The sequence below is a fragment of the Mumia sp. ZJ430 genome (genome assembly GCF_011751845.1).
Taxonomy (GTDB): domain Bacteria; phylum Actinomycetota; class Actinomycetes; order Propionibacteriales; family Nocardioidaceae; genus Mumia.
Genome location: NZ_JAAHFK010000002.1, coordinates 559,136 through 573,913, shown reverse-complemented (window position 1 = coordinate 573,913; position 14,778 = coordinate 559,136). Strand labels below are relative to the sequence as shown.

11 protein-coding genes are annotated in these 14,778 nt (G+C 71.7%); all 11 read left to right on the top strand.

The features are described 5' to 3' along the window. The first annotated feature begins 22 nt into the window (after positions 1-22). The 11 genes from HCT63_RS09265 (at position 23) to HCT63_RS09215 (ending at position 14,413) form a co-directional block, all read left to right on the top strand. Complete coding sequence (locus HCT63_RS09265) at positions 23-835, top strand: thymidylate synthase (RefSeq protein ID WP_167003439.1); 813 nt, start codon at positions 23-25, stop codon at positions 833-835. Further along, positions 832-1,335 carry a dihydrofolate reductase gene (locus tag HCT63_RS09260; protein ID WP_167003437.1) on the top strand — a complete coding sequence of 168 codons (504 nt, stop codon included), beginning with the start codon at positions 832-834 and terminating at the stop codon, positions 1,333-1,335. Before HCT63_RS09265 ends, HCT63_RS09260 begins: the two co-directional genes overlap by 4 nt. Before the next feature lie 179 nt (positions 1,336-1,514). Continuing rightward, positions 1,515-2,432, top strand: coding sequence for a 4-hydroxy-tetrahydrodipicolinate synthase (gene dapA, locus HCT63_RS09255; protein ID WP_167003435.1), 918 nt, complete (start codon positions 1,515-1,517; stop codon positions 2,430-2,432). 3 nt (positions 2,433-2,435) lie between these two features. Beyond that, positions 2,436-4,127, top strand: a complete 1,692-nt coding sequence (locus tag HCT63_RS09250) for a ribonuclease J (RefSeq protein WP_167003433.1) — start codon at positions 2,436-2,438, stop codon at positions 4,125-4,127. A gap of 228 nt (positions 4,128-4,355) precedes the next feature. Then, on the top strand, positions 4,356-5,735 hold the full coding sequence (locus HCT63_RS09245) for an MFS transporter (RefSeq protein ID WP_167003431.1): 1,380 nt from the start codon (positions 4,356-4,358) through the stop codon (positions 5,733-5,735). Further along, complete coding sequence (locus HCT63_RS09240; RefSeq protein ID WP_279587731.1) at positions 5,732-7,840, top strand: molybdopterin oxidoreductase family protein; 2,109 nt, start codon at positions 5,732-5,734, stop codon at positions 7,838-7,840. Before HCT63_RS09245 ends, HCT63_RS09240 begins: the two co-directional genes overlap by 4 nt. Beyond that, positions 7,837-9,468: an FAD-dependent oxidoreductase gene (locus tag HCT63_RS09235; RefSeq protein ID WP_208322351.1), complete on the top strand. Its 1,632-nt coding sequence runs from the start codon at positions 7,837-7,839 to the stop codon at positions 9,466-9,468. Before HCT63_RS09240 ends, HCT63_RS09235 begins: the two co-directional genes overlap by 4 nt. Positions 9,469-9,514: 46 nt before the next feature. Then, positions 9,515-12,109 carry a nitrite reductase large subunit NirB gene (nirB, locus tag HCT63_RS09230; RefSeq protein ID WP_167003429.1) on the top strand — a complete coding sequence of 865 codons (2,595 nt, stop codon included), beginning with the start codon at positions 9,515-9,517 and terminating at the stop codon, positions 12,107-12,109. Continuing rightward, positions 12,106-12,591, top strand: a complete 486-nt coding sequence (nirD, locus tag HCT63_RS09225; protein WP_243842960.1) for a nitrite reductase small subunit NirD — start codon at positions 12,106-12,108, stop codon at positions 12,589-12,591. Before nirB ends, nirD begins: the two co-directional genes overlap by 4 nt. Further along, positions 12,588-13,712 (top strand): uroporphyrinogen-III synthase, encoded by a 1,125-nt coding sequence (locus HCT63_RS09220; protein WP_167003426.1) that lies wholly within the window; start codon positions 12,588-12,590, stop codon positions 13,710-13,712. Before nirD ends, HCT63_RS09220 begins: the two co-directional genes overlap by 4 nt. Next, entirely contained in the window at positions 13,709-14,413 is a 705-nt protein-coding gene (locus tag HCT63_RS09215) for a CbiX/SirB N-terminal domain-containing protein (protein ID WP_167003424.1), read from the top strand. Before HCT63_RS09220 ends, HCT63_RS09215 begins: the two co-directional genes overlap by 4 nt. Positions 14,414-14,778: the final 365 nt, after the last annotated feature.

The following is a 14,778-nucleotide window of genomic DNA, read 5'->3' as shown; positions in this document are numbered from 1 at the left end:
GTCGGTGTCGTAGCGTGAGAACGTGCGCGCCTACCTCGACCTCGTTCAACGGATCCTCGACGACGGCGTCCGCAAGGACGACCGTACGGGCACCGGCACGCTCAGCGTGTTCGGCCACCAGATGCGGTTCGACCTGCGTGAAGGCTTCCCGCTGGTCACCACCAAGAAGGTCCACGTGAAGTCCGTCGTGGCCGAGCTCCTGTGGTTCATCGCGGGCAGCACCAACACCGCCTATCTCAAAGAGAACGGCGTCTCGATCTGGGACGAGTGGGCAGACGAGCAGGGTGAGCTGGGCCCGATCTACGGCTACCAGTGGCGCTCGTGGCCGGCTCCGGGCGGGCGGCACGTCGACCAGCTCCAGGGCGTGATCGACGCCCTCGTCGGCGATCCCGACTCGCGTCGCCACATCGTGAGCGCCTGGAACGTCGCCGACCTGCCCGACATGGCGCTGGCGCCGTGCCACACGATGTTCCAGTTCTACGTCGCGCCGGGGGAGGACGGCGGGCCCGGTCGCCTGTCGTGCCAGCTCTACCAGCGCTCGGGTGACGTGTTCCTCGGCGTCCCGTTCAACATCGCCTCGTACGCCCTGCTGACCCACATGGTGGCTCAGGTGACCGGGCTCGAGGTGGGCGACTTCGTCCACACGCTCGGCGACGCGCACCTCTATCTCAACCACCTCGACCAGGCCCGCGAGCAGCTGTCGCGCGAGCCTCGGCCGCTCCCGCAGCTCGAGCTCGACCCCGGTGTCACCTCGATCGACGGCTTCACGCTCGACTCGGTCAAGCTCGCCGGCTACGACCCTCACCCGGGCATCAAGGCGCCCATCGCCGTATGACCCCTCGCGATCTGGGCGCGCAGCGCCACGCCCGCATCACGCTCGTCGCCGCCGTCGGCACCAACGGCGTCATCGGGCGCGACGGCGACCTGCCGTGGCCACGCACCGGCGACCTCAAGCAGTTCAAGGCCCTTACGACCGGCCACGTGCTCGTGATGGGGCGCAAGACCTACGACTCGATCGGGCGCCCGCTGCCCGACCGCACGTCCGTCGTCATCACCCGCCGTACGGGCTGGAAGGGGCCGGACGACGTGGTCGTCAGCAACGACGTCGACGGGGCTCTCGACCTCGCCGCTCAGCTCGGCGGCGAGGTGTTCGTCATCGGCGGCGAGCAGATCTACAGGCAGACGCTCGACCAGGCCGACCGGATGGTGCTGACCCTCGTCGACGCGGCCCCCGAGGGAGACGCATGGTTCCCTGAGGTCGACTGGTCGCAGTGGCGCGAGGTCGACGCCATCCCCTACGACGGCTACCGGATCGTGACGTACGAGCGGGTGTGACACAGGTCACAATACGTGGCTCGTGATCGGCCGTAACGCCGTTCTGGCTTCGGGCGATGTTCTGAGTGTCCCGGTGCTGCCCGGGCCCCCGAACGGGCAGCACCGGGACATTCCATGTCCGGGTTCGCTGGTTTGACCGGCCCCACAGTCCGTCCCGCCCAAGCGGTAGCGTGGGACATATGACCTCTCCGCTCGCCAGACCTGAGGCCCCGTTCGGCCGGGTGCTGACCGCCATGGTGACGCCGTTCACCCCGGACGGCGCCCTCGACCTCGACGCCGCCAAGAAGTTGGCGACCTACCTCGTCGACGAAGGCTCCGACGGCATCGTGGTGAGCGGGACGACCGGCGAGTCGCCCACCACCAACCCCGAAGAGGACGGCCGCCTGCTGGCCGCGGTCCTCGAGGCGGTCGGTGACCGCGCCTCCGTCGTCGCCGGCGTCGGCAACAACGACACGCAGGCGTCGGCGCGGCTGGCCCGCCAGGCTGCCGAGCTGGGTGCCCACGGCATGCTGCTCGTGTCGCCCTACTACAACAAGCCGCCGCAGGCCGGCCTCGTTCGCCACTTCACGACCGTGGCCGATGCGGGCGAAGGCGTCCCGGTGATGCTTTACGACATCCCGGGCCGTGCCGTCGTCCGCATCGCGCCCGAGACCTACGCGGAGATCGCGCAGCACGAGGCGATCGTCGCGGTCAAGGACGCGGTCGGCGATCTCGCCTCCGGGGTGCGCCTCATGCGCGAGACCGGTCTCGCCTGGTATTCCGGCGACGACCCGCTCAACCTCGCCTGGCTCGCGTACGGCGCCGCCGGTGTCGTCTCGGTCGTCAGCCACGTCGCTGCCTCGCAGTACGCCTCGATGGTGAGGGCGGTCGATGACGGCCGCCTCGTCGACGCCCGTACGATCAACGACGAGCTCCTCGACGTCGTCGCCACGATCATGTCGCCGACCTCGCAGGGCGCGATCATGGCCAAGGCGGCGATGCAGCTGCTCGGTGTGATCCAGAACCGCACGACCCGCTCCCCGTACGTGGACGCGACCGACGAGCAGGTGGCGACGCTGGCCCAGGTGCTCCGTGACGCCACTCTGCTGAAGGACTGATCGATGAGCCATCCCCATCCCGAGCTCGGCGCCCCGCCGGAGCTGCCCGCCGACGGCCTGCGCGTGATCGCGCTCGGTGGCCTCGGAGAGATCGGGCGCAACATGACCGTCTTCGAGCACGCCGGCAAGCTGCTCGTCGTCGACTGCGGCGTCCTGTTCCCCGAGGACCACCAGCCCGGCGTCGACCTGATCCTCCCCGACTTCGCGCCGATCCGGGACCGCCTCGACGACATCGTCGCGATCGTGCTGACCCACGGCCACGAGGATCACATCGGCGGCGTCCCCTACCTTCTCCGTGAGCGCAGCAACATTCCTCTGGTCGGCTCCAAGCTCACGCTGGCGCTCGTCGACTCCAAGCTCCGCGAGCACCGGATCAAGGACGTGCCGAAGCACGTCGTCGCCGAGGACGAGACGCTCTCGATGGAGCCGTTCGACCTCGAGTTCGTGGCGGTCAACCACTCGATCCCCGACGCGCTCGCCGTCGCCATCCGTACGGCCGCCGGCCTGGTGATCCACACCGGCGACTTCAAGATGGACCAGCTCCCGCTCGACGGGCGCATCACCGACCTGCGGGCGTTCGCGAGGCTCGGTGAGGAGGGGGTGGACCTGTTCCTCACCGACTCGACGAATGCTGACGTGCAGGGGTTCACCACCACCGAGCGCGACATCTCGCCGGTGCTCGACCGCGTCTTCGCGCAGAGCCAGCAGCGGATCATCACGGCGTGCTTCGCCTCGCACGTGCACCGCGTCCAGCAGATCCTCGACGCCGCGGTGAAGCACGGACGCAAGGTCGCCTACATCGGCCGGTCGATGATCCGCAACATGCAGATTGCGCGCGACCTCGGCTACCTCCACGTGCCGGACGGCGTGATCGTCGACGGGCGCAAGGTCTCCGAGTACCGCCCCGAGGAGCTCGTTCTCGTCTCGACGGGGTCGCAGGGCGAGCCGATGGCCGCGTTGTCGCGCATCGCCGCGAACTCGCACGACTCGGTCCGCATCGAGCCCGGTGACACCGTCGTGCTCGCGAGCTCGCTGATCCCCGGCAACGAGAACGCGGTCTACCGCGTGATCGACGGACTGATCCGGCTCGGCGCGAACGTGGTCCACAAGGGCAACGCGCTCGTGCACGTCTCCGGTCACGCGTCCGCAGGCGAGCTGCTCTACTGCTACAACATCGTCAAGCCGAGCAACGTCATGCCGGTGCACGGCGAGATGCGTCACCTCCACGCCAACGCGGCGCTGGCGCGTGCGACGGGCGTCGAGCCCGACCGCGTCGTGATCGCGGAGGACGGCTTCGTGGTCGACCTCATCGACGGACGGGCGCGGGTCACCGGCAAGGTCGACTGTGGCTACGTCTACGTCGACGGCTCGTCGGTCGGCGACATCACCGAGTCCGAGCTCAAGGATCGCCGGATCCTCGGCGAGGAGGGCTTCATCTCGGTCATGGTCGTCATCGACTCGTCGACCGGCAAGCTGGTCAGCGGCCCGGAGATCCAGGCGCGGGGGTTCGCCGAGGACGACTCGGTGTTCCAGGCGATCGTGCCCCAGATCGAGCAGGCGCTCGCGAGCGCCGTTGCCGACGGGACGTACGACACCCACCAGCTCCAGCAGATCATCCGCCGTACGGTCGGCCGCTGGGTCTCGGGCGCGCACCGGCGTCGCCCGATGATCGTGCCCGTGGTCCTGGAGGCCTGAGCCTCCGCTCTCTGACGTCATACGTTCCGTGGTCCAGGGGCCACGGAACGTATGACGTTGCGGGGGAGCGTCACGTCGCGGGCGCCTCACACGGGGGCGTACGAGGCTGTGCGAGGACGGTTACGGACCCGCCACCCGCAGGGCAACGGGCCGGAAACACGGCGTTCGTAGCGTCCTGGGTACGGTGTCCGGCATCCGGCCGGGCCCCTCCGCCTCCAGGAGCCCGTCATGGCGCTGCCCACCCTCGGCACCGAGCCGAGCACCACGCCCGCGAGCACGACGACCTCCCCGGTACGCCGTCGTACCGGCCGCTGGATCGACCACTGGGACCCTGAGGACGCGGAGTTCTGGGAGGGTACGGGGCGCCCGGTCGCCCGCCGGAACCTGATCGTCTCGATCCTCGCCGAGCACCTCGGGTTCTCCGTGTGGATGCTCTGGAGCATCGTCGCGGTGAACCTCAACGCCGCCGGCTTCTCGCTCACGAACTCGCAGCTGCTGTGGCTCGTCGCCGTGCCGAGTCTCGTGGGGGCGACGCTGCGCCTCCCGTACACGTTCGCGGTCGGGCTCTTCGGGGGCCGCAACTTCACGATTGTCTCGGCGCTGCTGCTGCTGATCCCGACGACCGGGCTCGCGATCGTCGTCCAGCGGCCCGACACCCCGTTCTGGGTCCTGCTGCTGGTTGCGTCCACGGCGGGCTTCGGCGGCGGCAACTTCGCGTCGTCGATGACGAACATCTCGTACTTCTACCCCGAGAAGGAGAAGGGCTGGGCCCTCGGGCTCAACGCGGCCGGCGGCAACATCGGCGTCGCGGTCGTCCAGGCGCCCTTCGTCGTCACAGCGGTCGTCACCGCCGGCGGAGGGCTCGTGCTCTGGCGGGCCGGTCTGATGTGGGTCCCGCTGATCTTGCTCGCCGCGTTCCTCGCGTGGAAGGCGATGGACAACCTCAGCACCGCCCAAGCCGACTTCTCGACCTCCGCGGCGGCTGCGAAGCGCCCGCACACCTGGGTGATGGCCTTCCTCTACATCGGCACGTTCGGCTCGTTCATGGGGTACGCGGCGGCGTTCCCAATGCTCATCAAGATGGAGTTCGCCGACGTGAACCCGACGTCCTGGGCGTTTCTCGGCGCGCTCGTCGGGTCGCTGGCCCGGCCGTTCGGCGGGCGCCTGTCCGACCGGGTCGGCGGTGCGGCCGTGACGGCGGCGAGCTTCGTGGTGATGGGCGTCGGCGTGCTCGCCGCGATCTTCGCGCTGCGGGCCGGTTCCTTCGCGTTCTTCCTGGCCTCGTTCCTGGTGCTGTTCGTCGCGACCGGCGTCAGCAACGGCTCGACGTACCGGATGATCCCTGCGATCTTCCGCGCGACCGCCACCGAAGGAGCGGAGGGCACGCTGCGGGCCAAGCGCGAGGCGGCGGCCGCGATCGGCATCATCTCGGCGGTCGGCGCGTTCGGCGGGTTCTTCGTCCCGCGCGTCTACTCGTGGGCGTCTGAGGCGACGGGCTCGATCGAGCCGGCGATGTTCGTGTACGTGGGGGTGTACGCGGCGATGCTCGCCGTCACGTGGTGCGCCTACCTGCGGCCGGGAGCCGCGATGGCGAAGGCACACGTGTGACCAGCACCGCTGCGTCAACAGACACCCACTGCCCGTACTGCGCACTCCAGTGCGCGATGCGGCTGGCTCCCGAGGCGAGCGGCGACCTGGCCGCCTCGCCTCGGGAGTTCCCGACCAACCGGGGCGGGATGTGCCAGAAGGGCTGGACGAGCGCTGACCTCCTCCGTACGCCCGACCGGATCACCGCACCGCTGCGTCGTACCGCCGACGGCCGCTACGAGGAGGTCTCCTGGGACGACGCGCTCGACGAGATCGCGGCACGCGTGACCGCACTCCAGCAGGCCCACGGACGGGACGCGATCGCGGTCTTCGGTGGGGGAGGGCTGACCAACGAGAAGGCCTACGCGCTCGGCAAGTTCGCCCGCACGGTGCTGCGGACGCGGTTCATCGACTACAACGGCCGCTTCTGCATGTCGTCGGCGGCCGCAGCCGGCAACCGCGCCTTCGGGATCGATCGCGGCCTTCCGTTCCCGCTGGAGGACCTCAACGCTGCCGACGCGGTGCTGCTGCTCGGGAGCAACCTCGCGGACACGATGCCGCCGGCGGTGCAGCACCTGTCCCATGCACGTGCGCAAGGTGGGCTCGTCGTCGTCGACCCGCGGCGCAGTGCGACCGCACGCCTGACCGACGACGGTGCCGGAGAGCACCTCGCGCTCGTCCCCGGGACGGACCTGACGCTGCTCCTCGGGCTGACCCATGTCGTGCTCGCCGAGGGTCTCGCGGACGCGGCGTATCTGGACGACCGTACGAACGGCCTCGACGACGTCCGGCGCAGCGTCGCCGCGTGGTGGCCGGAGCGCGTCGCGTCGGCCACCGGCATCGACGAGGGGCGCCTGCGCCGGATCGCGCGGCGCCTCGCGGCGGCCGCCCCGTGCCACGGCGGCGCAGGCGCGTACGTGCTGACCGGACGCGGCGCCGAGCAGCACACGGACGGTACGGACACGGTGACCGCGGCGATCAACCTCGCGCTGTGCCTCGGCCTGCCGGCGCGGGTCGGGAGCGGGTACGGCTGCATCACGGGGCAGGGGAACGGCCAGGGTGGGCGCGAGCACGGGCAGAAGTCGGATCAGCTGCCCGGTTACCGGATGATCGACGACCCTGCGGCGCGGGCGCACGTGGCCGAGGTCTGGGGCGTCGACCCCGACTCGCTGCCGGGCAAGGGCGTGCCTGCCGTCGAGCTGCTGATGGGCCTCGGCACGGATGACGGCCCGAGGGCGCTGTTCGTCCACGGGTCCAACCTCGTGGTCAGCGCCCCCGACGCGCGGACTGTGACCGACCGGCTGCGGGCGCTCGACCTGCTGGTGGTCTGCGACTTCGTGCCGTCGGAGACCGCGATGCTGGCCGACTTCGTGCTGCCGACGACGCAGTGGGCGGAGGAGGAGGGCACGATGACGAGCCTCGAGGGCCGGGTGATCCGTCGCCGGGCCGCCGTGACGCCACCGCCGGGGGTGCGCAGCGAGCTCGAGATCCTGGCCGGGTTGGGGGCGCGGCTCGGGGCCACGGTGTCGCTGCCGACCGACCCGCGCGAGGTGTACGACGAGCTACGGCGCGCGTCGGCCGGGGGGCGTGCCGACTACGCCGGCATCTCGTACGACCGGTTGGACGCGGGCGAGGCGCTGTTCTGGCCGTGCCCCGATGAGGCCCATCCGGGCACGCCGCGGCTGTTCGCGGACGGCTTCGCCCATGTGGACGGCCGGGCACGGATGGTGGCGGTCGAGCCGACTGGGCGGGTGGACGACCTGACGCGCGCCGCTCCGCTGTTCCTCGTGACCGGGCGGGTGCTCCAGCACTACCAGTCCGGCGCCCAGACCCGCCGCGTCGCGCGCCTGCGGGACGCGGCGCCCGCGGCGTACGTCGAGCTCCATCCGCTGCTCGCCGCGCGGCTCGGCATCGAGGGCGTGGAGGAGATCCGGGTGACGTCGAGTCGCGGCTCGATGGTCGCGCAGGCGCGGATCAGCGCGGACATCCGGCCGGACACGGTGTTCGCCCCGTTCCACTTCGCGGGGCTCGAGCGGGTCAACAGTGTCACCAGCGCGGCCACCGACCCGATCTCGGGGATGCCGGAGTTCAAGGTGTCCGCCGTGACCGTCGAGGCAGCACAGTGACGCGCGAGCGGGTGGTGGTCGTCGGGGCCGGCATGGTCGGCACCCGATTCGCCGAGGAGCTCGCACGCGCCGACCGCGAGGGACGGTTCGACGTGCTGGTGCTGGGGGAGGAGGAGTACGAGCCGTACAACCGGATCCTGCTCACCGAGCTCGTCGCCGGGCGCGCGGAGCTCGCGAGCCTCGTGCTGCCGCGGCCGGCCGGGGTGACCGTACGGCTCGGCGCGCGGGTGGACGGGATCGACCGTGGCGCCCGTACGGTGTGGGTGGACGGCGAGCCCATCCCGTACGACCACCTCGTCCTGGCGACCGGCGCGCGGGCGCGGGTGCTGCGCGTCCCGGGCCTCGACGGCGCTCCGGGCGACCCGCTGCCCGGTGGCGTCTTCGCGCTGCGCTCGGTCGACGACGCCCGCGGCATCACCGCCGCCGCGCTCAACGCCCGGCGTGCCGTCGTCGTCGGGGGCGGTCCGCTCGGTGTCGAGGTCGCCTGCGGGATGCGGCTGCGGGGAGTCGCGGTGGAGGTGATCTCGTTCGCGGGGCACCTCCTCGACCGCGACCTCGACCCCGCGCCCGGCCGGCTGCTCGCCGACGCGGTCTCCGACCTCGGCATCACGTTCCACGGCAACGCCGCGCTCGCGGGCGTGACCTGCGCTCCTCCACGATTTGACGGGTTGTCCCCCCAATCGGTGCCCTCAACCGGTGGAGAACCCGTCAAATCGTGGAGGGGACGAGGCGGCCACGTGGAGGCGGTGGTGCTCGACGACGGTCGTACGCTCGCGGCTGACCTCGTCGTCCTCGCGGCCGGGGCTGTCCCCGAGACCGCCCTCGCGGGTGCCGCCGGACTCGAGGTCGCCCACGGGATCGTCGTCGGCGACGACCTGACGACCACATACGACCCGGCGATCCACGCGATCGGCGACTGCGCGCAGACGCCGTCGGGGGTCTCAGGGCTCGTCGCACCCGGGTGGGAGCAGGCCCGCGCACTCGCTCGGCGGCTCACCGACGGCGGCACCGCGGCCGACCCTGCACCCGTGGTCGTCGACGGCGCCGCCATGCGCCTCAAGGCGGCCGGGCTCAGCCTCGTCGCGATGGGGCGGAAGGCGTCTTGCGCCGACGGGGCGCGGGTGCTGACGATGAGCGACCCGTACGCGCGCCGCTACGTGGAGGTCGTCCTCGACGGCGACGAGCTGGTCGGGATGACCTGCCTCGGAGCCGCCGAGCTCGCAGCGTCGCTGAGCGTCCAGTACGGGCGGCCGGGCGTCGTCCCGCTCGACCCGCTGCAGCTCCTCGCGCCGAGCGCCGGGCAGGCCGACGCCGCCGCCGGGTCGCCCACCACGATGCCGGGCAGCACGACGGTGTGCCGCTGCAACGGCGTGACCAAGCGTGACCTGGTCGCGGCGTGGGACGGCGGGGCGTGCTCCGTCGACGCGCTCGCGGCCACCACGCGCGCGACCACCGGCTGCGGGGGCTGCGTGTCGCTCGTGCGTGGGATCGCGGACTGGCTGGTGGTCTCGACAGGCTCGACCGCCGGTGAGGGCGGCTCGACCGGCGGTGAGGGCGTCTCGACCGGCGGTGAGGGCGGCTCACAGACCGCCACGCCCTCGCGTGAGCCCGTTGTGAAGGGTGCGTAACCCGATGAGTCAGGACCCGAAACACCCCGTTCCTACGGTGATCGACATGGGCTCCGCCACCGACTCCGCCACACGCAAGCGCCTCGTCGTCGTCGGTGCCGGCATGGTCGCGCACCGCCTGGTGGAGGCGCTCGTCGGTCGCGGCGGTGCCGACACCTGGACCATCGACGTCTTCGGCGAGGAGAGCCGGCCCCCGTACGACCGGGTGGCGCTGACGTCGTTCTTCTCCGACCGCGACCCCGACGACCTCGTCCTCGGCGACCCGTCGCTGTGGGCGACCGACGGCATCCGGCTCCACCGCGGTGTGAGGGTGACTGCGGTGGACAAGGACGCCCGTACGGTCACCGCCCGCGGCCGGGCGTACCCGTACGACGCGCTGGTGCTCGCAACCGGCTCGTACGCGATGGTGCCGCCGGTCGAGGGCAAGGACACCCCCGGGTGCTTCGTCTATCGCACGGTCGACGACGTCGCTGAGCTGCGTGCGTACGTCAACGAGCTCGCCGCGCGCCTCGACCGGCCCGTACGCGGCGCCGTCGTCGGCGGCGGGCTCCTCGGCCTCGAGGCCGCGGGCGCGCTCCGGGCGCTCGGTGCGGACTCCACGGTCGTCGAGTTCGCGCCGTGGCTGATGCCGATGCAGGTCGACGAGGCCGGCGGACGGACGCTGCGACGGATCATCGAGCAGCTGGGGGTCGAGGTCCGCACCTCGACGGCGACCTCACGTATCCGAGTCGGCCGCAGCGGCACCGTTCGAGCGATGGACTTCGCCGACGGGGGAGGCAGCATCGACGCCGACGTCGTCGTGTTCGCCACCGGCGTCCGCCCACGGGACGAGCTTGCCCGGGCGATGGGTCTCGCGATCGGCGAGCGCGGGGGAGTGGCGTGCGACGACGCGTGCCGTACGGACGACCCGCACGTGTTCGCGATCGGTGAGGTCGCGCACATCGGAGGTCGCACGTGGGGTCTCGTTGGCCCTGGCTACGCGATGGCCGAGGTGGTCGCGGACCGGCTGCTCGGCGGGGACGCGACGTTCACCGGCGGCGACCTCTCGACCAAGCTCAAGCTGCTCGGCGTCGACGTCGCGAGCTTCGGCGACGCGTTCGCGGGCACAGAGGGCAGCCTCGAGGTCGTGTACGCGGACCCGGTCGGCGGCGTCTACAAGAAGCTCGTGATGTCCGACGACGCCAAGACGCTGCTCGGCGGCATCCTCGTCGGCGACGCGGAGGCGTACGCGTCGCTGCGGCCGATGGTCGGCAGCGAGCTCGGGGGCGACCCGACGGCGTGGCTGGTGCCGGACGGCGTGACGCCGGTGTCCGGTGGGTCGCTGCCCGACGCTGCGGCGGTGTGCTCGTGCAACAACGTGACCGCGGGAGCGATCCGGTGCGCGGTGCGGGGGGAGGCCAATGGTGAGCCCTGCCACGACCTCGGCACGCTCAAGGGCTGCACGAAGGCCGGTACGAGCTGCGGATCGTGCCTTCCGCTCGTCAAGAAGCTGCTCGACGAGGAGTTGACCGCCGCCGGCATCGCGACCTCGAACGCGCTGTGCGAGCACTTCGCGATGAGCCGTGCGCAGCTCTTCGACGTCGTACGGGTCACCGGCATCCGTACGTTCTCCGAGCTCGTCGCCGCCCACGGCACCGGGCGTGGCTGCGACATCTGCCGTCCCGTCGTGGCGTCGATCCTCGCCTCGCTGGAGACCGGGCACGTCCTCGACGGCGAGGCGGCGGCGCTGCAGGACACCAACGACCACGTGATGGCCAACATGCAGAAGGACGGGACGTACTCCGTCGTCCCGCGCATCCCCGGCGGCGAGGTAACGCCCGAGGGACTGATCGCGATCGGGCAGGTCGCCGCGGACTTCGGGCTCTACACGAAGATCACCGGCGGCCAGCGGATCGACCTGTTCGGCGCGCGGATCGAGCAGCTCCCGGCGATCTGGACGCGGCTCGTCGACGCCGGGTTCGAGTCCGGCCACGCGTACGGCAAGTCGCTGCGCACCGTGAAGTCGTGCGTCGGCTCGACGTGGTGCCGCTTCGGCGTGCAGGACTCCGTCGGACTCGCGATCGCTCTCGAGCTGCGCTACCGCGGGCTGCGTTCGCCGCACAAGATCAAGCTCGGCGTCTCCGGCTGCGCCCGCGAGTGTGCCGAGGCGCGCGGCAAGGACGTGGGCGTGATCGCGACCGAGAAGGGCTGGAACGTCTACGTGGGCGGCAACGGCGGCTTCACCCCAAGGCACGCGCAGCTGTTCGCCGAGGACCTCTCGACCGAGGAGCTCGTACGGACGGTCGACCGGATCCTCATGTACTACATCCGCACCGCCGACCGGCTCCAGCGGACCGCCCCGTGGCTCGAGTCGGTCGAGGGCGGCCTGGATCACGTACGATCGGTGGTGCTCGACGACAGTCTCGGGATCGCCGCCGATCTCGACGCAGCGATGGCGGTGCACGTCGAGAAGTACGAGGACGAGTGGGCAGCGACGCTCGCCGATCCCGACAAGCTGCGCAAGTTCGCCAGTTTCGTCAACAGCCCCGACACCCCCGACCCAGACCTGGTCTACGTCGCCGAGCGCGGTCAACGCCGACCCGCCAATGCGCAGGAGCGCGCGACGCTGATCACCGGGACGACGCTGGAGGTTCGCTCGTGAGTGCTGCGTCTCTGACCGAGCGCGAGGTCGCGACGTGGGTACGCGTCTGCGCGCTCGACGCGCTGTTCCCCGACCGCGGAGCGGCCGCGCTGGTCGACGGCCGGCAGGTCGCGCTTTTCCGGCTGGCGGGTGAGCCCGACGTCGTGCGCGCGATCGGGCACCGCGACCCGTACAGCGGGGCGAACGTGATGGCGCGCGGTCTGGTCGGCACGGTCGGCGACGTCCCGGTGGTGGTCTCGCCGATGCACAAGCAGCGGTTCCGGTTCGACGACGGCACCGCGGTCGAGGACCCGGCGGTCTCGGTCGGCGTCTGGGCGACCCGTGTCGTCGACGGCGTCGTCGAGGTCGCCGCCACCCCGCTGCTCGAGCCGCGGCCGTCGTCGCTCGAGCCGCTTTCGTCGCTCGAGCTTGTCGAGACCACGCCTGTCGGGGTTTCGACTGGCTCAACCGTCGGTTCGTCCGCGGCCCCGCCGGCGCCATGACGCCTCTCGGTGCGGTCCTCTCCGGGACATCAGTCCTCGTCACCGCGCAGCGCCGTGCGGACGACCTGGCGATGGCGCTGGGCCGCAGGGGCGCCGTCGTCTCGGTCGCTTCGGCGCTGGGCGTGGAGTCGCAGATCGACGAGGACACCCTGCTGGAACGCACCCGCGAGCTCGTCGCGGATTCGGCGGACGTCGTCGTCGTGACGACCGGCATCGGGTTCCGCTCGTGGCTGGACACCGCCGAAGCCGCCGGACTGGGGGAGGCGCTGGTCGTCGCGCTCTCCCGTACGCGGCTGGTCGCGCGTGGCCCGAAGGCGCGCGGCGCGCTTCAGGCCGCCGGGCTCGTCCCCGACTGGGTCGCGGAGTCCGAGACGTCGGCCGAGATCGCGGACTTCCTCTGCACCGAAGGTGTTGCCGGCCAGCGGATCGTCGTGCAGCACCACGGTGCCGGCGACGACGGCCTCGAGGAGCGGCTACGCGCTGCGGGCGGGGAGCCGGTGGGGCTCGTCGTCTATCGCTGGGGTCCGCCGCCGGACCCCGATGCCGTCGTCGCCTCCGTACGCGACGCGGCCGCGGGAGCGTACGACGCCGTGGTCTTCACGTCCGCCCCGGGCGCTGCCGCATGGATCACGGCGGCGCGAGCGGCGGGTGTCCTGGAGGATGTCATCGCGCTCGGCCGTTCCGGCGTGCTGACCTCGGCGGCTGTCGGCCCGGTCACCGCGGAGCCGCTTCGTGTGGCGGGGCTCGACCCGATCATCCCGGACCGTGGGCGCCTCGGGTCCCTCGTACGCACGCTCATCATGCACCTCGGGGACGACCACGAAGCGACCCAGACCGCGGCTGGCGCGCTCCGGCTTCGCGCGCGGGCAGCGACGCTCGACCACGACGTCGTCGGCGTCTCACCCAGTGGGCTCGCGGTGCTGCGTTCGCTGGTCGCGGTGCCGGGTGCGGTCGTCTCACGCGAGGCGTTGCTGCGCGTGCTGCCGGGATGCTCGACCGACCCGCACACCGCCGAGGTCGCCGTCGCGAGACTGCGGGAGGCGTTCGGTGGGCGTCCGGTCGTGGAGACCGTGGTGAAGCGCGGCTACCGGATCAACCTCGATCAGGGAGGGCGGGCATGACGACGCTGGTGGCGTGCAGCCACGGCACGCGTGACCGCGCAGGGCAGGCAGCGATCGCGGGGCTCGTCGACGCGGTCGCCGGTGCGCTGCCGGGGCTCGCGGTCGCGCCGACGTTTGTCGACGTGCAGCACCCGCAGGTCGCGGAGGTCGTCACGGATACCGGTGGACCGACCGTCGTGGTTCCGTTGCTGCTGTCGTCGGGGTACCACGTCCACGTCGACATCGCCGCAGCCGTCGCGGAACGTGAGGACGTCGTGGCGGCGCCTGCGCTCGGTCCGGACCCGGTGCTCGCGGGGTTGCTCGCGAAACGCCTACGTCAGGCGGGCATGGGGACGAGCGACCGCGTCGTGCTCGCCGCCGCTGCCTCGTCGGACCCGCTGGCGCGCCGTGACACCGAGCGGGCGGCGGCGCTGCTTGCGACGGCGCTCGGCCGCCCTGTCGCGCTGGGGCACGTCGGCGCCGGTCGCGACACGGTGGCTGCCGTCGTGGCGGAGGAGCGTCGGCGGTACCCGTACGCGCGCGTCGCCGTCGCCTCGTACCTCCTCGCGCCCGGCTGGTTCCGTGACCGCCTCGACGAGGTCGGTGCCGATCTGGTGAGCGCCCCGCTGCTCGACGGCGCCGAGCCCGATGCGCGACTCACGGGCCTCGTCGTACGCCGCTTCCTCGACGCCCGCCCGCAGGCGTACGCACACGCGGCGTGACGCGGTCCGGGCGGCGTGAGGTCGTTGGTGTGATCGTGCCCGGGAACCTGTACGAGTTCGCTCGTGCACGTGTCGACGAATGGGACCCTGCTGGACCCGAGGATCGCGACCCAGAGGGTTCCCCGTTGACGCACGGGGGCAGGTGGCGGATCTGTCAGTCCATGGGCGCTACGTCGACCTGGTGACGCTGGAGATCTCGGCGCGGCTGTGGGCCGAACGCGTCACCGTCTCGCTGGATCCGTCGGTGGAGTGACCTTCAGTCGTGGTCGCGCATCCGCCCAGCCCGCCGCCGCCACGTGCGCTTGCCGTGCGGCGCAGCGCCCGCACCCCTAGCCTCACCCCTGACAACACGAGTCAGGGAGAGC